General features: G+C 67.5%; 22 protein-coding genes. 14 read left to right on the top strand and 8 right to left on the bottom strand.

Features of this window, described 5'->3' with window-relative positions; all coding sequences use genetic code 11:
- The first annotated feature begins 10 nt into the window (after nt 1–10).
- Nucleotides 11–478 carry a universal stress protein gene (locus ACIQ1T_RS09125; RefSeq protein ID WP_395944222.1) on the top strand — a complete coding sequence of 156 codons (468 nt, stop codon included), beginning with the start codon at nt 11–13 and terminating at the stop codon, nt 476–478.
- A gap of 36 nt (nt 479–514) precedes the next feature.
- Here ACIQ1T_RS09125 and ACIQ1T_RS09130 read toward each other — a convergent pair whose 3' ends face one another.
- Nucleotides 515–994, bottom strand: a complete 480-nt coding sequence (locus tag ACIQ1T_RS09130) for a MarR family winged helix-turn-helix transcriptional regulator (protein ID WP_395944223.1) — start codon at nt 992–994, stop codon at nt 515–517.
- 119 nt (nt 995–1,113) lie between these two features.
- Between ACIQ1T_RS09130 and ACIQ1T_RS09135 the strand changes: the two genes are divergently transcribed.
- Nucleotides 1,114–1,542 (top strand): organic hydroperoxide resistance protein, encoded by a 429-nt coding sequence (locus tag ACIQ1T_RS09135; protein WP_395944225.1) that lies wholly within the window; start codon nt 1,114–1,116, stop codon nt 1,540–1,542.
- 145 nt (nt 1,543–1,687) lie between these two features.
- Here the strand turns inward: ACIQ1T_RS09135 and ACIQ1T_RS09140 are convergent, their stop codons facing one another.
- Both ACIQ1T_RS09140 and timA read right to left on the bottom strand, forming a co-directional pair.
- The gene (locus ACIQ1T_RS09140) at nt 1,688–2,743 is read right to left on the bottom strand and encodes an MltA domain-containing protein (RefSeq protein WP_395944226.1); all 1,056 of its coding nucleotides are present in this window, start codon (nt 2,741–2,743) and stop codon (nt 1,688–1,690) included.
- 116 nt (nt 2,744–2,859) lie between these two features.
- A complete protein-coding gene (timA, locus tag ACIQ1T_RS09145) occupies nt 2,860–3,501 on the bottom strand; it encodes a TIM44-related membrane protein TimA (RefSeq protein WP_395944227.1) in 642 nt (213 codons plus the stop codon).
- A gap of 190 nt (nt 3,502–3,691) precedes the next feature.
- Here timA and secB point away from each other — a divergent pair, with 190 nt between their 5' ends.
- The gene (gene secB / locus ACIQ1T_RS09150) at nt 3,692–4,204 is read left to right on the top strand and encodes a protein-export chaperone SecB (RefSeq protein WP_395944228.1); all 513 of its coding nucleotides are present in this window, start codon (nt 3,692–3,694) and stop codon (nt 4,202–4,204) included.
- 63 nt (nt 4,205–4,267) lie between these two features.
- Here the strand turns inward: secB and dnaQ are convergent, their stop codons facing one another.
- From dnaQ to ACIQ1T_RS09175, 5 genes are read right to left on the bottom strand one after another with little or no spacing between them, the layout of a single operon-like run.
- On the bottom strand, nt 4,268–4,996 hold the full coding sequence (dnaQ, locus tag ACIQ1T_RS09155; protein WP_395944229.1) for a DNA polymerase III subunit epsilon: 729 nt from the start codon (nt 4,994–4,996) through the stop codon (nt 4,268–4,270).
- A 7-nt stretch (nt 4,997–5,003) separates the two neighbouring features.
- Complete coding sequence (coaE, locus tag ACIQ1T_RS09160) at nt 5,004–5,654, bottom strand: dephospho-CoA kinase (protein WP_395944230.1); 651 nt, start codon at nt 5,652–5,654, stop codon at nt 5,004–5,006.
- A complete protein-coding gene (locus ACIQ1T_RS09165; protein ID WP_395944231.1) occupies nt 5,651–6,457 on the bottom strand; it encodes a shikimate dehydrogenase family protein in 807 nt (268 codons plus the stop codon). Before ACIQ1T_RS09165 ends, coaE begins: the two co-directional genes overlap by 4 nt.
- The gene (locus tag ACIQ1T_RS09170) at nt 6,454–7,089 is read right to left on the bottom strand and encodes a Maf family protein (RefSeq protein WP_395944232.1); all 636 of its coding nucleotides are present in this window, start codon (nt 7,087–7,089) and stop codon (nt 6,454–6,456) included. The genes ACIQ1T_RS09165 and ACIQ1T_RS09170 overlap by 4 nt, the downstream gene beginning before the upstream one ends.
- The gene (locus ACIQ1T_RS09175; RefSeq protein WP_395944233.1) at nt 7,086–7,952 is read right to left on the bottom strand and encodes a pyruvate, water dikinase regulatory protein; all 867 of its coding nucleotides are present in this window, start codon (nt 7,950–7,952) and stop codon (nt 7,086–7,088) included. The genes ACIQ1T_RS09170 and ACIQ1T_RS09175 overlap by 4 nt, the downstream gene beginning before the upstream one ends.
- 461 nt (nt 7,953–8,413) lie before the next feature.
- On the opposite strand from ACIQ1T_RS09175, the gene hemE reads away from it, so the two are divergent.
- From hemE to ACIQ1T_RS09230, 11 genes are all read left to right on the top strand, one after another.
- Nucleotides 8,414–9,472 (top strand): uroporphyrinogen decarboxylase, encoded by a 1,059-nt coding sequence (gene hemE / locus ACIQ1T_RS09180; RefSeq protein WP_395944234.1) that lies wholly within the window; start codon nt 8,414–8,416, stop codon nt 9,470–9,472.
- Nucleotides 9,469–10,542, top strand: coding sequence for a ferrochelatase (gene hemH, locus ACIQ1T_RS09185; RefSeq protein ID WP_395944235.1), 1,074 nt, complete (start codon nt 9,469–9,471; stop codon nt 10,540–10,542). Before hemE ends, hemH begins: the two co-directional genes overlap by 4 nt.
- Nucleotides 10,539–11,009 carry a CopD family protein gene (locus ACIQ1T_RS09190; RefSeq protein WP_395944236.1) on the top strand — a complete coding sequence of 157 codons (471 nt, stop codon included), beginning with the start codon at nt 10,539–10,541 and terminating at the stop codon, nt 11,007–11,009. Before hemH ends, ACIQ1T_RS09190 begins: the two co-directional genes overlap by 4 nt.
- A 381-nt stretch (nt 11,010–11,390) precedes the next feature.
- A complete protein-coding gene (gene rho / locus ACIQ1T_RS09195) occupies nt 11,391–12,818 on the top strand; it encodes a transcription termination factor Rho (protein ID WP_395944237.1) in 1,428 nt (475 codons plus the stop codon).
- 48 nt (nt 12,819–12,866) lie between these two features.
- Entirely contained in the window at nt 12,867–13,091 is a 225-nt protein-coding gene (locus ACIQ1T_RS09200) for a DUF6489 family protein (RefSeq protein ID WP_395944238.1), read from the top strand.
- 133 nt (nt 13,092–13,224) lie between these two features.
- Nucleotides 13,225–14,535, top strand: coding sequence for a tRNA uridine-5-carboxymethylaminomethyl(34) synthesis GTPase MnmE (mnmE, locus tag ACIQ1T_RS09205; protein ID WP_395944239.1), 1,311 nt, complete (start codon nt 13,225–13,227; stop codon nt 14,533–14,535).
- Between the two features lie 118 nt (nt 14,536–14,653).
- Complete coding sequence (gene mnmG, locus ACIQ1T_RS09210) at nt 14,654–16,531, top strand: tRNA uridine-5-carboxymethylaminomethyl(34) synthesis enzyme MnmG (RefSeq protein WP_395944269.1); 1,878 nt, start codon at nt 14,654–14,656, stop codon at nt 16,529–16,531.
- Nucleotides 16,531–17,181: a 16S rRNA (guanine(527)-N(7))-methyltransferase RsmG gene (gene rsmG, locus ACIQ1T_RS09215; RefSeq protein WP_395944240.1), complete on the top strand. Its 651-nt coding sequence runs from the start codon at nt 16,531–16,533 to the stop codon at nt 17,179–17,181. The genes mnmG and rsmG overlap by 1 nt, the downstream gene beginning before the upstream one ends.
- A 4-nt stretch (nt 17,182–17,185) precedes the next feature.
- Nucleotides 17,186–17,983: a ParA family protein gene (locus tag ACIQ1T_RS09220; protein ID WP_395944270.1), complete on the top strand. Its 798-nt coding sequence runs from the start codon at nt 17,186–17,188 to the stop codon at nt 17,981–17,983.
- A gap of 54 nt (nt 17,984–18,037) precedes the next feature.
- Complete coding sequence (locus tag ACIQ1T_RS09225) at nt 18,038–18,919, top strand: ParB/RepB/Spo0J family partition protein (RefSeq protein WP_395944241.1); 882 nt, start codon at nt 18,038–18,040, stop codon at nt 18,917–18,919.
- A gap of 26 nt (nt 18,920–18,945) precedes the next feature.
- On the top strand, nt 18,946–19,128 hold the full coding sequence (locus ACIQ1T_RS09230; protein ID WP_395944242.1) for a hypothetical protein: 183 nt from the start codon (nt 18,946–18,948) through the stop codon (nt 19,126–19,128).
- Nucleotides 19,129–19,230: the final 102 nt, after the last annotated feature.

Here is a 19,230-nt window from a genome sequence, read left to right on the forward strand (position 1 = left end):
GGAGGCCGTCATGCCGAGAAAATTCCTGGTCGTCGTCGACGACAGTCCTGAATTCGAGGCGGCGCTGCGCTTCGCCTGTCGGCGTGCAAAGTCGACCGGCGGGCGGGTGGTGATGCTGCGCGTTCTGCCGTCCAACAGCGACGCCCACTGGTCGGGCGCTCGCGAGGAGATCGAACGTCAGCAGCGTGAGGAAGCCGAGACCCTGCTGAACCGGCTGGGCGAGGAGGCCATGGAGCGATCGGGCGCGCCCGCCATCTTCCTGATCGAGAAGGGCGAGGCCCAGACGGCGATCAAGAAGGTCGTCGGCGAAGACCCCGATATCAAGATTCTGGTCCTGGCGGCCGGCGGGGGGTCACGCGGCCCGGGGCCGCTGGTCTCGGCCATCATCAAGCACGGAGCCCAGCTGGGCGGACGCAAGCTGCCGGTGACCATCGTGCCCGGCGAACTGACCGAGTCCGAAATCGAGGATCTGGCCTGAGGCTCGACTTTCTGCGCCTGATCTCAGAAAGACAGCCTACCGCACGCGTCCGGCCGCCTCAGCCGAGGCGGTGCGGAGTTGGTCTCGGAGCACCGCGAGACCGTCGCGTAACTGCATCATCGCCTCGGGGGTCAGGTCCGTGGCCGCCTGAACCGCCGGAGGCAGACAGCCCGCCTCAGCGGCAAGGGCGCGGCCGGCGTCGGTCAGGCGGACCCGCACCACCCGCTCATCAGCCGTGTCGCGCGCACGGGCGACCAGACCCGCCGCTTCCAGACGCTTGATCAAAGGGGTGAGGGTGTTGGATTCGAGGAACAGCCGCTCGCCCAGCCGGCCCACCGTCTGATCGTCCTCGCGCCATAACAGGCTCAGGACCAGGAACTGGGGATAGGTCAGGCCCATCCTGTCCAGCATTGGCTTGTAGAAGCGGTTGAAAGCCAGGCTGGCGGAATAGGCCGCGAAACACAGCATGTCGTCGACGGCGAACGGCGTTTCGAGGTCGGGGGAGGATTGACTCATGGATCAATAATAATCGCGCGCGATCTAATCGCAAGCTTGACGATCCTGCATGCAAGGCCTATCCAACCGCTCGCGATTAAATCGTGCGCGATCTTTCTTGTCGTCTCAAAGGAGCCCTCATGTCCATCAACGTCCTGTACCGCACCTCCGCCGTTGCAACGGGCGGCCGCGACGGCCGCGTCGTCACAACCGACGGGTCGCTGGACCTGGCGCTCGGTCTGCCCGAGGAGATGGGCGGAGCCGGCAAGGGCGCCAACCCCGAACAACTCTTCGCCGCCGGCTATGCCGCCTGTTTCCTCAGCGCCCTGAAACTGGTGGCCTCGCAGAAGGGTCAGGCCCAGGCCGCCGCCGATGCGACGATCAAGGCCACCGTCGGCATCGGCCCCCGCAGTGACAAGGGGTTCGGCCTGGAAGTCGAACTGGAAGCCGGACTGCCGGGTGTGGCGCGTGAGGACGCTGTGGCCCTGGTGGAAGAGGCGGATGCGATCTGCCCCTATTCGCACGCGGTGCGGGGCAATGTGGTCGTCACGCTGACAGTGGCCGAATAGTCCCGTTTTCACCCCTGGAGGGGGAGGGGGTTCGGACCGGAGCGGGTTTCACCGGCAGGCCGGACCGCATGCCGCGCCCTTCACCCGTCGCACAGCAACAACGGCGACGCCGCGTGTTCGAACCCTCTCCCGACAGGAGAGGGTTCTACTGTTTGGGAACCAATCGCCACATGTGGAGGGGGTGGCGGACCGTGCCGGCCTCGGCGCCGGCCGCGTCGCCGCGGCCCATGTAGAGGTCGGCGCGCACCGGACCGCGGATGGCCGAGCCGGTGTCGAGCGCCATGGCCAGACCGCGATAGGAGGCCGTGGCGCCGCGGAGATGTCCTCCGTCCGCGTCCAGCCAGACCAGTTCGCCGTAACGCCACTGGGAGGGATCGACGGCGATGGCCCGACGCTCGGTCAGGGGAATGCCCGCCGCCCCCGGCGGATGGCCGTTGTCGTCCGGATCCAGGCGGAAGAAGATGTAACGCGGGTTCAGGGCCATGACGGCCTGAGCCTCGTAACCCCGGTGATCGGCCAGCCAGCCTCGAATGGCGTCGCCGGAGGTTCCGTTCTCCGGCAGCAGGCCCTGACGCGCCATGGGACGGGCGATGCCGACGAAGGTCTTGCCGTTGTCTGCCGCATAGGCCGCTCGGCCCCGTGTCCCGTCCTCGAAGGTCAGATAGCCCGAGCCCTGAATCTGCAGGAAGAACAGGTCCTCGGCCCTCATCCAGGCGAGGGCCTGGTCGGGCCGGGCGTTGGATTCGATGGTCGCCCGGTCGCCGGCCCCGCGGGGATCGGCGGGCTTGGGCAGGACAGGGGCCGAGAACTCGGCGTCCGGAGCGCGCCGGGCCGGATATTCCGGCGCGAAATAGGAAGTCAGCAGGCCCGGTCGACCGTCGTGGGTGCGGGCCGGGACGGCGCTGAAACTGGCCTCGAAGAAGGCGCGAGCGTCCGAGGGGGTCACCGTGGTCGCCGTGTTCATCGCCTGGGCGCGGGCGCAGACGGCTTGCCCGGCGGCGTCTCGGGCGGCGGTGCAGCCGTCGACATAGGCGCGGAAGGCGGCGAGATGATCCTCGTCGCTCCAGCCCGGCAGGACCGCGGGACTGAGGGCGTTGGACGGCGAGGGCCGGGGCGCGTCAGGCGTCGGCGACGGCACATAGGGCCGGGGGCCTGTCAGCGGTCCTGTCGCGCCGGGCGTCGTCGGCGTGTTTGGGGTCATGGGGCCGGTCGAGCAGGCCGCCGCCGCCAGAACCGACGCGAGCGTCGTCGCCCACCGCGCACCATGGCGCGCGCGATGGAACGCGCAGGGGCGCCCCAACGGCCAGCCCGCCGACATCAGGCGTTGGCCGGCTCGACGCGGGCCAGGACCCAGTTGGGGTCCGAAGCGCCCAGGGTGCGTTCGAAGGTCCAGTGTTCAGCCGTGCGGCGTTCCTCGACCATCGGCTCGCCGGTGACGGAATCGGCGCTGTCGCCCGAGGCCTTGGTGACGCGGCTGCGCAACTCGGCGAGGAAACGGACCTTGGCCACGGCCTTGTCGCCCTCGGCGGTGGCGCCCTCCAGATCGGCGCGGGGCGGGAAGAGGAATTCGACCGTCTCGGTCTCGCCCCGCGTCTCGCGCGCCGAGATGCCGGCGTCGAAGGAGGCCATGACGTTCGGGGTCAGCAGGGGCTTGAGCGCGGCGCGGTCGCCAGCGGCGTAGCCGCGCACGATGGTCTCATAGGCCTGACGAGCGCCTTCGACGAAGCGGTTGGGATCGAAGGCCGGGTCGCGCGCCTTCAGCCCGGCGATCGAGGCCAGGGTGGCGGCGTCCAGGGCCGGGGTCTTGGAGGCTTCGGGCGTGGCCGACGGCGAGGCCGGCAGGACCTTGGCGTCCTCCTGCGGCTGACGGCCGACCCTCTTGCCCAGCACGTTGTAGAGCTGGAACAGGACGATCGCCGCGATGACGGCGAAGATCACGATCTGGAATTGGACCGGCAAGGGGACTTCCTGACTGTCGGCGCGTGAGCAATGGGTGCGCCATAGGGACGATTAGGGGCACATATAGGGCGACGCAAGGCGGCGCGCGCCCCCCGGCAAGCGAGCGGCGTTGCGGCCAAGCGTCTCGGCGTGTTAGTCGCGGCGCCTTATTCCCGGCCCAATGGGCCCTTTTTCGTAGTCGAAGACGCCCATGACCGACGCCGTCCCGCCCGCCGAAACCCCCGCCGGAGCCCAGCCGCAGCAAGGCCAGCCCGCCGGCCCCGGCTTCCGTATCCTGGCTCAGTACGTCCGCGACTTCTCGTTCGAGAACCCGCGCGCGCCGGAATCCCTGCGCATCGACGGCAAGCCCGCCATCGACCTGGGCGTGGAGATGGCGGCCCAGGGCCGTCCGGACGGCCTGTTCGAACTGGACCTGAAACTGTCGATCAAGGCGACCCACGAGAACCAGCCGGTCTTCCACGTGGAGCTGGTCTATGGCGGCCTGTTCGAACTCGCCAATGTCCGCGAGCAGGACATCGAGCCGCTGCTGCTGATCGAATGCCCGCGCTACCTGTTCCCGTTCGCCCGCGAGATCATCTCGGGCGCGACGGCGGACGGCGGCTTCTATCCGCCCTTCATGCTGGACCCGATCGACTTCGCGGCCATCTATATCGCGCGCCAGCAGCAGATCGCCCAGCAGCCCGTCGAGACCGGCCAGGCTTAGGCCCCGCCAAAATTCCAAACGAAGAGGGCGGCTCGGAAACGAGCCGCCTTTTTTGTTCGGATTCTAGACCGCCGTCTCTTCGACGGCCTTCACCCCATAGGCGTCCCACAGGGTGTGGTCCTTCAGATTGGCGGCGAGGAAGGCGATGTGAAGGGCGTGTTCGGCCTCGGTCGACCGGGCCGCCAAGGGGTTAGGCCGGGCGCCATAGGCCGCGATTTCCGCCGGACCGCCTCCGGCGCGGCCGCCGACCGGGCCGGACGACAGGTCCAGGACCCGTTCCTTGCCGCCGCGCAGTTCCAGATAGACCTCGGCCAGCAGACGGGCGTCGATCAGGGCGCCGTGCAGGGTGCGTTCGACCAGTGAGACCTTGAACCGCTTGCAGAGGGCGTCCAGCGAGTTCGGCATGCCCGGGAAACGGGTCTGGGCCAGTTTCAGAGTGTCGATCCAGCGGTCCTCGCCGGTGACGGGCCGGCCGCACAGCCGATATTCGTAATCGATGAAATTCCGGTCGAAATTGGCGTTGTGCGCGATCATCTGCGCGTCGCCGATGAATTCGATCAGGTCGTCGGCGATCTCGTGGAATTTCGGCGCGTCCTTCACCTTCTCGTCAGTGATGCCGTGGACCCGTATGGCGTCGGCGGGGATCAGCCGCTCGGGATTTACGAAACGGTGGAAGGTGCGACCGGTCGGCAGCAGGTCCTGGATCTCGATACAGCCGACCTCGATCAACCGATCGCCCGTCTTGGGGTCGAAGCCGGTGGTTTCGGTATCCAGAACAATCTCGCGCGCCATGCCCCACTTAATGGGGGCGTTTGTCTTCCGGCGAAAGAGTCGCCTGGCCTCGGCGCGGAGATATCCACGTCGGATCCAGCACTGTCGCAACCACAGCACGGACATCGGCGCGGGCGGCCTCCAGTCCGCGGCCCGTGTCGATGACGAAGTCGGCGCGGGCGCGCTTTACAGCGTCGGGCGTCTGGCGGGCCAGGATGGCCTCGAACCGGTCGCGTGTCATGCCGGGCCGGGCCAGCACGCGTTCGGCCTGGATGGCGGCGTCTGCGCTGACCACCACCACCGCGTCCACCCCGGCGTCGCCCCCGGTCTCGAACAGCAGCGGGATATCCAGCACGGCCAGTTCAACGCCCGACGCCCGCGCGGCCTCGAGGTCGGCGGCGCGACCCTGGGCCACCAGGGGATGGACGATGGATTCCAGCCGACGGAAGGCGGACTCGTCGCGACCCAGGGCCTCGGCGAGACGGGTGCGGTCGACAGCCCCGTTCACGATCACGCCGGGGAAGGCGGTGCCAACGGGATCGACCGCCGCTCCGCCGGGGGCGTAGAGGCGGTGAACAGCGTCATCGGCGTTCCAGACCAGGGCGCCCAGTTCGGCGAACATGGCGGTGGTCGTCGACTTGCCCATGCCGATGGAGCCGGTGAGGCCGAGCAGGATCACGCTGCGTCTCCGAGGCGGGCCAGCACCCGTTCGCGAACGTCCGTGGCCGGCGCCGCACGGCCGAAGATGGCCTCGAACGAGGGGCGCGCCTGGCCGATGAGCATGGCCAGGCCGTCCACGCCGATCAGGCCGCGTGCACGCGCCCGGGCCAGAAGCGGCGTCTCCAGCGGACGATAGGTCATGTCCATGACCACGGTCCCGACGTCGAGCAGGCCCACGTCCAGATCCGGGCGGACGCTGAGGGCGTTGACGATCAGGACGGCGCCCGAAAAGGCCGTCGACCCTTCGGCGATCGCAACGGCGGGGCCGAGATCGGCCGCCAGCCGTTCGGCCCGATCACGCGACCGATTGACGATCCGGACTTGCGCACCGGCCAGGGCCAGGGCGCCCGCCGCCGCTCGCGCCGCGCCGCCCGCGCCCAGAATGACGACGGACCGCCCCGCGACGTCCAGCGCCGGCGCCTGTTCGGCCAAGGCGTTCATCAGGCCGTAACCGTCGGTGCTGTCGGCCCGGAGGCGGCCGTTCTCGAACACCAGCAGATTGGCGGATCCGACTAGCCGGGCGGCGTCCGAGACCTCGTCGGCGGCGGCGAAGGCCTGTTCCTTGTACGGGGCGGTGACATTCAGGCCACGCAGCTCGCCCGCGCGACCCCGGTCGAGCAGGGCGGCGAAGGCCTCGGCGCTTTCAGCGCCGTGGGCGACATAACGCGCGTCCAGACCGGCGGCCTCGATCCAAGTGGTATGGATCAACGGACTGAGCGAATGGGCGATGGGGTGCCCGCTGACGCCGGCCTGGATCGTCATGCCGCCAGCACCCCCGCGCGTCGCAGTTCGGCCAGGACCGGCCACAGGGGCAGGCCCAGGACGGTGAAATAGTCGCCGTCCACCGCCTCGAACAGCTGGGAGCCCAGGCCCTCCAGCCGATAGGAGCCGACACAGGTCAGGAGCGCCTTGCCCTCGGCGGCCAGATAGGCGTCGAGGAAGGCGTCTGAGAAGTCGCGCATCCGCATCTGGACGGTGTCGACGCCGGACCAGACGACCTGGCCCCTGATCGCCAAGGCGGCGCCGGAGTGGAGCTGGTGCGGCTTGCCGCGCATCGACTTCAGTCGGTCGCGAGCGGCGTCGAGGGATCTGGCCTTGGAGACCAGGCCTCCGTCGAAGGCCAGGGTCTGGTCCGAGCCCAGGACCCAGGCGGTCTGGTCGTCGCGGGACACGGCAAGGGCCTTGGCCTCGGCGAGGCGGACGGCGAGGGCGGCGGCGTCCAGATCGGTCGAGGCGGCCTTGATCGCCTCCTCGTCCACGTCCGCGACGCGGATGTCGAACGGCACGCCGGCGTTCTCCAGCATGGCGCGACGGGCGGCGCTCTTGGACGCCAGGATCAGGGTTTCGCGCTCAAGCAGCCCGAAGGGCGGTAGCGCATCAGGAATGTCGTTCACCAGGTCGTCCCGATCTTGTGGTTCCGATGTTCGGACAGCAGGTTGGTGATGGCCGCCGCCGTCTCCTCCACCGAACGTCGGGTCACGTCGATGGTGGGCCATCCGCGGCGTTCGAAGGCGCGTTTGGCCTTGATGGTTTCGTCGCGAACGGAATCCTGGTCCGTATAATTGGACGACTGGTTGGCGTTCAGATTGTCGATCCGGTTGCGACGGATCTGCACCAGCCGATCGGGCGAAACCGTCAGGCCGATCACCAGGGGCTTGGTCAGTTTGGTCAGGCGTTCGCCGTCTTCCTGTCCAGGCACCAGAGGGACGTTGGCCGCGCGGATGCCGCGGTGGGCCAGATAGATGCAGGTCGGGGTCTTGGACGTGCGGCTGACCCCGCACAGGACGACGTCGGCGCCCTCCAGCTGGTCCAGGCTGCCCTGACCGTCGTCATAGGCCATGGCGAAGTCCAGCGCGGCGATGCGGTTGAAATATTCATGGTCCAGGGCGTGCTGGGCGCCGACACGGGTCGACAAGGCCGCGCCCAGATAACGGGACATGGCCCCGACCAGAGGATCCAGGGCGCCGATCTGGGGCATGTCCAGGCGACGGCAGCCCTCTTCCAGCTGTTCTCGCAGGTCGCGATCGACGAGGGTGTGCAGCACCACCCCCGGCGCGGCCGCCACCTCGTCCAGCACCCGCTCCATCTGTTTCGCGGAGCGGACGAGGGCGTAGATATGCTCGATCGGAATGACCCCGTCGAAACGCGCCGTCACCGCCTTGGCCATGGCGTTCAGAGTCTCGCCGGTGGAATCCGACACCAGATGGACGTGGAAATAGGTGGCGAGGCGCAGGCCGGGGGGACGGGCGGGGCTCATTCGGGCTGTAGACTCCCTGTGGACAGGCCGGGGACGACGGAGGGGCGACGGGGGACCGCCGAGGCGCCGTTTCTCTTAGCCGCTGATCGACCGGGCCGCGAGCGGGGATGAAGGTGGATGACGCCCTTCGTCCGATCCCGGTTCATCCATAGGCGGAAAACCGGTTTTGCCCTCGCTGTGGAAAATCCTAATGGAAGGTTAACGTCACTTAACCCCGTTCACAGCCGCAGAGCCGCGCAAACCCTTGTCCGTTAAGGATTCGTTAGGGATTGTCCACCGGCTGGATAATGGCGTTCGACATCCCCGTTAAGCATTCGGCCAGCGTGGATATCCGCTTTTGTTCCGTGGGCGAGGCCAGAGTCTTCCCCGGGTTTCCACGGCCCTACCTGCTACTTCGAATCTTTTAATTCTTAATCTGATTAGGGATTGAGAGCGGGGGGCTGTGACCTTAATCGTCCGGCATGACCGATCCGACCCAGACCCCTGACCAGACGCCCGTGATGATCCGGGCTCTCCGAGGCGAGACTCTGGACCGTCCGCCCGTCTGGTTCATGCGTCAGGCCGGGCGTTACCTGCCGGAATACCGACGTCTGAGAGCCGAGGCGCCGGATTTCATCGCCTTCTGTCTGAACCCCGAGATGGCGGCCGAGGCGACGCTTCAGCCGATGCGTCGGTTCGGCTTCGATGCGGCCATCGTCTTTGCGGACATACTGTTGATCCCGCGCGCCCTGGGCCAGGAGGTCTGGTTCGAGACGGGGGAGGGGCCGCGTCTGGGCGAGATGCCGATCCCCGGCCGTATGGCCGAACTGGCACCTGCTGCGGGTGAGCACCTGTCGTCCGTGGGCGAAACCCTGTCGATCGTGCGCGCAGCTCTTGAGCCCGAGCGCGCCCTGATCGGTTTCGCCGGCGCGCCCTGGACGGTGGCCACCTATATGTTGGACGGCGAACACCGGACCATCGGCAAGGGCGAGCGCGCCCAGGCCCGCACCTACGCCTATGCCGAACCGAAACGGGTGGACGAGACGCTGGAGGTTCTGGTCGAGGCCACGGCCCGGTATCTGAAGATGCAGGCCGACGCCGGCGCCCAGGTGCTGAAGATCTTCGAGAGCTGGGCCGAGGGCCTGCCGGACGACCTGTTCGAAAGACTGGTCCTGAAGCCCCACCAGGCGCTTGTCAGGCGCACCCGGGAGCTTGGGGTCACTGTGCCCCTGATCGGCTTCCCACGGGGCTCTGCGGCGCTTGCAGAGCGGTATGCGCAGGAGGTTGAGGTCGACGCCGTGGCCCTGGACACCGCCTGCCCCCTGGAGGTCGGCAAACGGGTTCAGGCGATCAAGCCGATCCAGGGGGCGCTGGACCCCCTGCTGCTCCGCGCCGGCGGTGATCTGCTGGACCGCCGCGTCGATCAGCTGATGGAGGCCTGGGGCCAGGGACCGTGGGTGTTCAACCTGGGCCACGGCATCCTGCCGGACGTGCCGATCGACCATGTCGAACAGGTGCTGAAACGGATCGGCGCCCAATGACCGGACCGGCGGGGAGCGAGCTGAAGGGCCGCCGCATCGCCGTGGTCCTGTTCAATCTGGGCGGACCGGACGACCAGGCCTCGGTGAAACCCTTCCTGTTCAACCTGTTCAACGATCCGGCCATCATCGGCCTGCCCGGCCTGATCCGCACGCCCCTGGCCAAGATGATCTCCAGCCGGCGCGAAGAAACGGCCCAGGCCAATTATCGGCTGATGGGCGGCGGCTCGCCCCTGTTGCCCGAGACCCGCCGTCAGGCCGAAGCGCTGGAGGCGGTGCTGAACGCCCGGCTTGACCGGGACGAGGTCCGTGTCTTCATCGCCATGCGCTACTGGAACCCGCTGACCGAGGAGACGGCGGCGGACGTGGCGGTGTTCGGGCCGGACGAGGTGGTGCTGCTGCCGCTGTATCCGCAGTATTCGACGACGACGACCGAATCCTCGCTGAAGATCTGGAACCAGGTCTATACCGGCTCGGGCGTCAGCCGGGCCGTCTGCTGCTATCCCGAGGCCGGGGGCTGGATCGCCGCCCAGGCCGAGGCGGTCTGCGAAAAGCTGGACCAGGCGGGCGAGGCGCCGGTGCGGGTGTTGTTCTCGGCCCACGGCATCCCCGAGAAACTGGTGACCGGCAAGGGCGACCCCTATCAGGAACAGGTCGAGACGACCGTCGCCGCCGTGATCGCTGCGGTCGAGGCGGCGCGGGGGCCGATCGACCACCAGATCTGCTACCAGAGCCGGGTCGGGCCGATGAAATGGCTGGGGCCGTCGACGCCCGAGGCGATCAAGGCGGCGGCGGACGACGGGCTGGGCGTGGTGGTGGCGCCGGTCGCCTTCGTCTCCGAACACGTCGAGACGCTGGTCGAGCTGGATATCGAATATGCGGAACTGGCTCGAGAAAAAGGGGCCAGTCCCTATTTGCGCTCGGCAGCTGTCGGGGACAGCCCCCTGTTCGTCGAGGCTCTGGCCGAGGCGACGCTGGGCGCTCTGGGCTGCGCCGGGGTCAATCCGTTCGGCGGGGGATGCCGGGCGGACTGGAAATCCTGTCCCCACAAGCGAGGGAAACAAGCGGCATGAACACCTATGATCTGGTGCGGGGCCTGCACATCCTGGCGGTGATCGCCTGGATGGCGGGGATGCTGTTCCTGCCGCGCCTCTACGCCTATGACGCCGAACAAAACGCCAAGCCCGAGCCGCTGAAGTCCGAGATGCAGGGTCTGCTGCGGGTCTGGCAGACGCGGCTGCTGCGGATCATCGTCAATCCGGCCATGATCCTGGCCTTTGTCTTCGGCGGCTGGCTGCTGTGGCTGCGGAGCGGCGAGGGGGCGGACTGGAGCTTCGCGCATCAGCCCTGGATGGTGACCAAGCTGGTCGGGGTCTTCCTGCTGGCCGGCTGGCACGGTTTTCTGGCCGGACAGAGGAAGAAGATCGCCGCGGGGACGTCGAAATATTCCGGCAGGTTCTGGCGGATGACCAACGAGATCCCGTTCGTCCTGGCGATCGTCATGGTGCTGTCGGTGACGACGGAATGGACCTTCAGGTGACTGAACCTCTCCCTCCCCGGGACGGGGAGGGTGGCCGAGTGTAGCGAGGTCGGGTGGGGGCGACAGAGTGACGCCCAGCGATCATTCTCTCATCAGGAAGGCGCGGCCTTCTGGGCCGCCCCCACCCCGTCGCTGCGAGACGACCCTCCTCGGAGCGGGGAGGGAGAATATTGAAGCCACGCTCCGCTTGACCTGATCCCCCGCCTGTGGTTCCGCTGGCGGTGAACCGTTCGGCCTTTGCGTCGGCGGTCCCTCTCTCTTCGCGACGCCCGCCGGTATCGACCCGCGGGAACCCGCCGCGCCTCCCTTCGGCCGAAAGGCCAGACATTTCCAGATACCCGACGCCGCACGTCCCCGTGCGCGCGACCGCGAGCCTGCATCATGACCGACGTCCGCGACACTAATCCCGAAACCCCGGAGACGGACCCGGCCGTCGAGGCCACCCACCACGGCGCAGCCCATGAGGCTGGCGAGGCCGCCGGCGCCGATTCCGGTGTGGACACTACGGCCGAGGACGACGAGGACGGCGAACCGGTGGTGGCTAACGGCCGCATCACCCTGGCCGAACTGAACGAGAAGACGCCGGCCGATCTGGTCGCCTTCGCCGAACAGCTGGAGGTCGAGAACGCCTCGAACCTGCGCAAGCAGGACCTACTGTTCGCCATCCTCAAGGCCCTGGCCGACGAGGAAGTCGAGATCATCGCCGACGGCGTGCTGGAGATCCTGCCGGACGGCTTCGGCTTCCTGCGCAGCCCCGACGCCAACTATCTGCCCGGCCCGGACGACATCTATGTCTCGCCGTCGCAGATCCGCCGCTTCGGCCTGCGCTCGGGCGACACCGTCCACGGCGCCGTGCGCGGCCCGCGCGAGGGCGAGCGTTACTTCGCCCTGCTGAAGGTCGACACGATCAATCTGGAAGACCCGGAACTGGTCAAGACCAAGGTCCTGTTCGACAACCTGACGCCCCTCTATCCCGAGGAGCGGCTGCACATGGAAATCCAGGATCCGACCCTGAAGGACCGTTCGGGCCGGGTCATCGACATCGTCGCGCCGCTAGGCAAGGGCCAGCGCTGCCTGATCGTGGCGCCGCCGCGCGTCGGCAAGACGGTGATGCTGCAGAACATCGCCAAGTCGATCGAGCGGAACCACCCCGAGGTCTTCCTGATCGTCCTGCTGATCGACGAGCGTCCGGAAGAAGTGACGGACATGCAGCGCACGGTGAAGGGCGAGGTCGTGGCCTCGACCTTCGACGAGCCGGCAACCCGCCACGTGGCTGTCGCCGAGATGGTGATCGAAAAGGCCAAACGTCTGGTTGAGCACAAGAAGGACGTGGTGATCCTGCTGGACTCCATCACCCGTCTGGGGCGCGCCTACAACGCCACCGTCCCGTCGTCGGGCAAGGTGCTGACCGGCGGCGTCGACGCCAACGCCCTGCAGCGGCCGAAACGCTTCTTCGGCGCCGCGCGCAATGTCGAGCAGGGCGGGTCTCTGACCATCATCGCCACGGCCCTGATCGACACCGGCAGCCGCATGGACGAGGTGATTTTCGAAGAGTTCAAGGGCACGGGTAACAGCGAAATCGTGCTGGACCGCAAGGTCGCCGACAAGCGGATCTTCCCGGCCATCGACGTGCTGAAGTCGGGCACCCGCAAGGAAGACCTGATCACGCCGAAGGACCAGCTGGCCAAGACCTATGTCCTGCGCCGCATCCTGAACCCGATGGGTCCGCAGGACGCGATCGAATTCCTGCTCGACAAGTTGCGTCAGTCGAAGAACAATTCGGACTTCTTCCAGTCGATGAATACGTAATCGCGTTATCCGTCTCCGGACGTTTCACGTGGAACAGAGGGCCCCGGCATGAAGGTTCAGATCGAGATCGATTGCACCCCGGCCGAGGCCCGCGCCTTTCTGGGGTTGCCGGATGTGACCCCGCTGAACGAGGCCATGGTCGCCGAGATGCAGAAGCGGATGGAGGCCAATGTCGCCGCCATGCAGCCCGACGAGTTGATGAAGACCTGGACCAGTTTCGGGCTTCAGGCCCAGGACCAGTTCCGCCGTCTGATGGAAGCGGCGGTGAAATGATTACGGCTCCTCCCCCATTGGGGGAGGGGTACCGCCCGAAGGGTGGTGGAGGGGGCCAGCCGCCCCGCCGGTGTCTGGGGCCAGCCCCCTCCACCGCTGCGCGGTCCCCCTCCCCCGATGGGGGAGGAATACAATGACCCAGGACACCATCTTTGCTCTCGCCACCCCGCCCGGTCGTGGGGCCATCGCCGTGCTGAGGCTGTCGGGACCGGCGGTGGCGCCGACGCTCGAAGCCCTGGGCGCGACCAAGCTTAAGCCGCGCATGGCCTCGGTCCGCGACCTGAGTCAGGACGGCCAACATATCGACCAGGCCCTGGTCCTGCGCTTCGTCGCCCCCCATTCCTACACCGGCGAGGACTCGGCCGAACTTCATCTGCACGGCGGCAGGGCGGTCGTCGAGGCCGCGAGCCGGGCCTTGATCGCTTTGGGCGTGCGGCCTGCCGAGCCGGGAGAGTTCACGCGGCGCGCCTTCCAGAACGGGCGGATGGACCTGGCCCAGGCCGAGGCGGTGGCCGATCTGATCGACGCCGAGACCACGGCCCAGGCGAAACAGGCCCTGGGGCAGCTGGACGGGAAGCTGAGCGAAACCTACGCCGGGTTCCGTCGCGACCTGTTGCACGCCCTGGCCCTGGTCGAGGCCGAGATCGATTTTCCCGATGAAGAGGTGCCGGACAATCTGGCGCGAACGGCGGGGCCGGTGCTGGAGCGGCTGGCGGCCGATCTGCGTCGGGCGGTCGACACCGGTCGGCGCGGCGAGCGGGTTCGCGACGGCTATCGCATCGTCCTGATCGGTGAGACCAACGCCGGCAAGTCGTCGCTGTTCAACGCCCTGGTCGCACGCGAGGCGGCGATCGTCACCCCCATCGCCGGGACGACACGCGACGTGCTGGACGCTGATCTGGTGATCGGCGGCTACGCCGTGACCTTGTCAGACACGGCCGGTCTGCGAGACAGCGCCGACCCGGTCGAGGCCGAGGGGGTGCGCCGTGCGCGGGCGCGGGCGGAGGGTGCGGATCTTCGTCTGTGGGTTCGGGCGCCGGGCGACCCCGAAGGGACAGCGGCCGAATACGCCCAGCCCGGCGATCTGGTCGTGGCCAACAAGGCGGACCTGAGCGTCGATAATGTCGACAGCGGCTTTGAGACGGTGCGCGTCAGCACGGCGAGCGGGGAGGGGCTGACCGGCCTGCATGACTGGATCGCCGCCCGGCTGGCGCGCGACCTGTCCGGCGCCGACTTCCCGGCCGTGACGCGAGAGCGGCACCGGCTGCGCCTGACGGAGGCCCTGGCGGGGGTCGAGGCGGGACGGGCGGCTCTGGAGATCGCGCCGGAGATGGCGGGCGATGATCTCCGCCGCGCCGCCGAAGCCCTGGCGCGGGTTACCGGGGCCATCGGGGTTGAGGATATTCTGGGCCAGGTCTTCTCGACCTTCTGTATCGGCAAGTGAGTCTGGCTTAGCCATACCGGTGTTTCACGTGAAACAGCCAAGGTTATACCGGCGTTCACCGACCGGCTGTTGAGCGGCCACGCTGGTGAAATCCGTGCTTTTGCCCTATGTGGCGCGGATGAACTCCCCGACTGAAATCTCCTTCGACGTCGTCGTCATCGGCGGCGGCCACGCCGGCTGTGAAGCGGCGGCGGCTTCGGCACGCGCCGGAGCCCGAACCGTCCTGCTGACCCAGAAGCTGGAGACCATAGGCGAAATGTCCTGCAACCCGGCCATAGGCGGTCTGGGCAAGGGACACCTGGTCCGCGAGATCGACGCCCTGGACGGGGTGATGGGGCGGCTGGCCGATGTGTCGGGCATCCAGTTCCGTCTGCTGAACCGGTCCAAGGGCGCGGCCGTGCGCGGCCCCCGCAGCCAGATCGACCGTCGTCTGTACCGCGAAGCCATGCAGGCCGAACTGGCGGCGACCCCGAACCTGACCCTGATGGCGGGCACGGCCGAGGGACTGGTGCTGGACGGCGACCGGGTGATTGGGGTCACGACCGGGGCAGGAGAGACCGTGCGGGCCGGGGCCGTGGTCCTGACGACCGGCACCTTCCTGAACGGGGTCATCCATCGCGGCGAGGAACGGATTCCCGCCGGCCGCCACGGCGAGGATCCGTCGACGGGTCTGGCGGCCGATCTGCACGCGGCGGACCTGATGATGGGCCGGCTGAAGACCGGCACGCCGGCGCGTCTGGACGGGCGGACCATCGCCTGGGACCGGCTGGAGATGCAGCAGGCGGACGAGAGCCCTTCGGCCTTCTCCTTCCTGACCGACAGGATCGAGGTGCCGCAGATCGCCTGCGGCGTGACGCACACGACCGAGGAGACCCACCGGATCATCGCCGAGAACCTGGGCGAGAGCGCCGTCTATGGCGGCAAGCTTTCGGGCCGGGGACCTCGGTACTGCCCCTCGATCGAGGACAAGGTGGTGCGGTTCGCCGACAAGACCAGCCACCAGATCTTCCTGGAGCCCGAGGGGCTGGACGATCCGACCGTCTATCCGAACGGCATCTCGACCTCGGTGTCCGAGGCGACCCAGCTGGCCTTCCTGCGGACCATCCCCGGTCTCGAGGCCGTGGAGGTGTTCCGCTACGGCTACGCCATCGAATACGACTATGTGGATCCGCGCGAGTTGAGCCCGGCGTTGGAGGTCAAGAAACGGCCCGGTCTCTATCTGGCCGGCCAGATCAACGGCACGACCGGATACGAGGAGGCGGCGGCCCAGGGGCTCATGGCCGGGCTGAACGCGGCCCGATCTGCGGCGGGGCAGGGGCCTGTGATCCTGGGCCGGGACCAGGCCTATATTGGGGTGATGATCGACGATCTGGTGACCCGGGGCGTGACCGAACCCTATCGGATGTTCACCAGCCGGGCCGAGTATCGACTGACCCTGCGGGCCGACAATGCGGACCAGAGGCTGACGCCTCTGGCCATCGACCTGGGCATTGTCAGCGAGGCCCGGCGCACGCGGTTCGAGGCCAAGGCCGGGAAACTGTCCGTGGCCGGTGTTGTTTCACGTGAAACCCTGTTCACCCCCAAGGCGGCCAACGCCCTGGGGATTCCGGTCAACGCCGACGGCCGCCGTCGGTCGATGCGCGAGCTGCTGGCCTTCCCGGAAGTCACCTTGACGAACTTCGAGGCGGCGGTTCCGGCCGTGGCCGACTGGGACGCGGAGGTCCGCGAGCAGGTCGAGATCGACGCCGGTTACGCCAACTACCTCGACCGCCAGGCCATCGACGCCGAGGCGCTGCGGACGGAGGAGGAGCTGCTGCTGCCCGAGGATCTGGACTATGCGGCGGTCGGCAGTCTGTCGAACGAGGTCAAGGAGAAGCTGGCCCGCATCCGGCCGCGCACCCTGGGCCAGGCCGGACGGATCGAGGGCATGACCCCCGGCGCCCTGACGGCCCTGCTGGCCCATGTGAAGAAGGCTCCGAAGGCGGTCGCCGCCTGATGCTGGATATGATCGAGAAGCTGGAGGCGGGACGCGCCGCCTTCCAGCAGAAGACCGGGGCGACTCCGGAACAGATGGCCGATCTGGAGGCTTTCCGCATTCGTCTGGCGGAGGCCAATGAGGTGATGAATTTGGTGGGTCCCGACAGCCTGCCGGACTTCTGGAACCGCCACGCGTGGGACAGCGCCCAACTGTTGACCCTTGCGCCGGAGGCTCTGACCTGGGCCGATCTGGGCGCGGGGGCCGGTTTTCCCGGCGTGGTCCTGACCATATTGATGAAAGGACGGGCTGGGGGCCATGTCTGGCTGATCGACAGCCTGGGCAAACGCTGCCGCTTCCTGCAGGAGGTCGTCGATTCCCTGGCCCTGCCGGCGACGGTGATCAACGGCCGGGCCGAGGAACAGTCCGTCAAATGCGACATCGTCACCGCCCGCGCGGTGGCGCCGATGGACAAGCTGCTGGGTTATGCACAGCCCTACTTTGAAAGGGGTGCACAAGGTCTGTTCCTGAAGGGAGAGAGGGCCGAATCGGAGTTGATCGAAGCAAGGAAATCCTGGCATTTCGACGCTGAACTGGCCCCGTCGCAAAGCGACCCGCGCGGCCGTATCGTGACAGTCCGGAGTGTTCGACGTGCCCGCCCCAAGCGCTAGAAAGCTGCCTGCCCGAGTCCTCGCCGTATCCAATCAGAAGGGCGGCGTGGGCAAGACCACGACCGCCATCAATCTTGGCACGGCCCTGGCCGCCATCGGCAAGCGGGTCCTGATTGTGGACATGGACCCCCAGGGCAACGCCTCCACGGGCCTGGGTGTTCCACGTGAAACACGGCGGGTCACCATATATGATGTGGTGGTGGATCAGCGGATCATTGATGACGCGGCGGTTCAGACGACCGTTCCAGGTCTGTGGATCGTGCCGGCCGATGCCGACATGTCCGGCGTGGAGATTGAGCTGAGCCAGGCGGATCGTCGATCCTATCGGCTTCGTGACGCGCTTCGTGCTCACGACGACGGCCCTACCGCGTATGACTATGTCCTGATCGACTGCCCGCCCTCGTTGAACCTGCTGACGCTGAACGCCATGGCGGCGGCGGATGCGGTGCTGGTGCCTCTTCAGTGCGAATTCTTCGCCCTGGAAGGGTTGAGCCAGCTGATGCGCACCATCGACATGGTCAAACAGAGCCTGAATCCATCGTTGGAGATCCAGGGCCTGGTCCTGACCATGTACGATCGTCGCAGCGCCCTGTCGGGTCAGGTGGCCAACGACGTGCGGGCTCACTTCGGCGACAAGGTCTATGACAGCGTCATTCCCCGCAATGTGCGCGTGGCCGAGGCCCCGTCCTTCGGAAAGCCGGCCCTGATCTATGATCTGAAATGCGCCGGCAGCCAGGCCTATCTGCGCCTGGCGAAGGAAGTGGTGAAGCGTGAGCGTCAGCGGCTGAAACTCGCTGCCTAATTCGCCGCCTGATCGCGGCCTTCGGGTATCAAGTAGAAGAAACGGAACAGTATCTTGGCTGAACGACAAAGAGGTCTGGGACGCGGTCTGTCGGCCCTTATGGGCGAGAACGTCGAGGCGCCGGTGGCGTCGGGCGCGACCCTGCCGTCCGGCGTGCAGCGCGTGCCGATCGAGAGCCTGAAGCCCAATCCGGACCAGCCGCGCAAGATCTTCACCCAGGAACATCTGGAAGAACTGACCGCCTCGATCCGCGACAAGGGGGTGCTTCAGCCGATCCTGGTGCGGTCGCAGCCGGGCGAGGACGGGGTCTGGCAGATCATCGCCGGCGAACGCCGCTGGCGCGCCTCGCAGGCCGCGCGCCTGACCGAGGTGCCGATCGTCGTCCACGAGATGGACGACGTCGAGGTTTTCGAAGTCGCCATTATCGAAAACGTCCAGCGGGCCGACCTGAACCCGCTAGAAGAGGCCGACGCCTATCGGGTGCTGATGGAACGGTTCGGCCGCACCCAGGACCAGGTGGCGGGCATCGTCGGCAAGAGCCGCAGCCATGTGGCCAACACCCTGCGCCTGTTGCAGCTGCCGGAGGAAGTGCTCTGGTACGTCCGTAACGGCAAGCTGACTGCGGGTCACGCCCGCGCCCTGGTCACTGCGCCCAATGCTGCAGCCCTGGCCGAACAGGCCTTCAACGAGGGTCTGAACGTCCGCCAGGTCGAGGCTTTAGCCCGTCGTGCGGCGGAAGGCCCCAAGCCGGTCAAGCCCAAGCCGGCCGGAACGGTCGAGGGGACGGCTGATGTCGTCGCCCTGCAGCAGGATCTGGCCGACGCCCTGGGTCTGAACGTTCAGCTGAACGACAAGAACGGCAAGGGCGAACTGACCATCCGTTATGGCTCGCTGGAGCAGCTAGACGACCTGTGCCGCCGTTTGATGCGGGGATAGGCCGCCGGGCGTGCTAGGATGAGCGCATGACCGAAGAACACACGCCCACCGCCGCTGAAAAGCTGAAACAGGCGCTCGCCGCCAAGAAGGCCAAGACCGGCCACGGGTTCAACGCCCAGGTCGGCGCCAAGGCCGAGGAGAAGAGCGTCTCCGCCCGCAATGTGGCCATGGCCCAGCCCGCCTTCCGCAAGGCGTCGAAGCGAGGGTGACTTCGTCTCCTCCCCGCGAAGTGGGGAGGGGAACCGCACAGCGGTGGATGGGTTCTGGACACCCCACCGGTCTTCGTTCTTCGCGCCTTAAGAACCCCTCCG

Origin of the sequence: Brevundimonas sp., assembly GCF_044336875.1 — a bacterium.
GTDB lineage: Bacteria > Pseudomonadota > Alphaproteobacteria > Caulobacterales > Caulobacteraceae > Brevundimonas.

Coding starts and splice junctions, on each gene's coding strand:
- mnmE (WP_395944239.1), top strand. CDS start 13,225: ATGACCCAGGACACCATCTTTGCTCTCGCCACCCCGCCCGGTCGTGGG.
- dnaQ (WP_395944229.1), bottom strand. CDS start 4,996: ATGGCGCGCGAGATTGTTCTGGATACCGAAACCACCGGCTTCGACCCC.
- ACIQ1T_RS09200 (WP_395944238.1), top strand. CDS start 12,867: ATGAAGGTTCAGATCGAGATCGATTGCACCCCGGCCGAGGCCCGCGCC.
- ACIQ1T_RS09230 (WP_395944242.1), top strand. CDS start 18,946: ATGACCGAAGAACACACGCCCACCGCCGCTGAAAAGCTGAAACAGGCG.
- rsmG (WP_395944240.1), top strand. CDS start 16,531: ATGCTGGATATGATCGAGAAGCTGGAGGCGGGACGCGCCGCCTTCCAG.
- ACIQ1T_RS09190 (WP_395944236.1), top strand. CDS start 10,539: ATGAACACCTATGATCTGGTGCGGGGCCTGCACATCCTGGCGGTGATC.
- ACIQ1T_RS09140 (WP_395944226.1), bottom strand. CDS start 2,743: ATGACCCCAAACACGCCGACGACGCCCGGCGCGACAGGACCGCTGACA.
- ACIQ1T_RS09130 (WP_395944223.1), bottom strand. CDS start 994: ATGAGTCAATCCTCCCCCGACCTCGAAACGCCGTTCGCCGTCGACGAC.
- secB (WP_395944228.1), top strand. CDS start 3,692: ATGACCGACGCCGTCCCGCCCGCCGAAACCCCCGCCGGAGCCCAGCCG.
- mnmG (WP_395944269.1), top strand. CDS start 14,654: ATGAACTCCCCGACTGAAATCTCCTTCGACGTCGTCGTCATCGGCGGC.
- ACIQ1T_RS09125 (WP_395944222.1), top strand. CDS start 11: ATGCCGAGAAAATTCCTGGTCGTCGTCGACGACAGTCCTGAATTCGAG.
- rho (WP_395944237.1), top strand. CDS start 11,391: ATGACCGACGTCCGCGACACTAATCCCGAAACCCCGGAGACGGACCCG.
- hemE (WP_395944234.1), top strand. CDS start 8,414: ATGACCGATCCGACCCAGACCCCTGACCAGACGCCCGTGATGATCCGG.
- hemH (WP_395944235.1), top strand. CDS start 9,469: ATGACCGGACCGGCGGGGAGCGAGCTGAAGGGCCGCCGCATCGCCGTG.
- ACIQ1T_RS09165 (WP_395944231.1), bottom strand. CDS start 6,457: ATGACGATCCAGGCCGGCGTCAGCGGGCACCCCATCGCCCATTCGCTC.
- ACIQ1T_RS09135 (WP_395944225.1), top strand. CDS start 1,114: ATGTCCATCAACGTCCTGTACCGCACCTCCGCCGTTGCAACGGGCGGC.
- ACIQ1T_RS09175 (WP_395944233.1), bottom strand. CDS start 7,952: ATGAGCCCCGCCCGTCCCCCCGGCCTGCGCCTCGCCACCTATTTCCAC.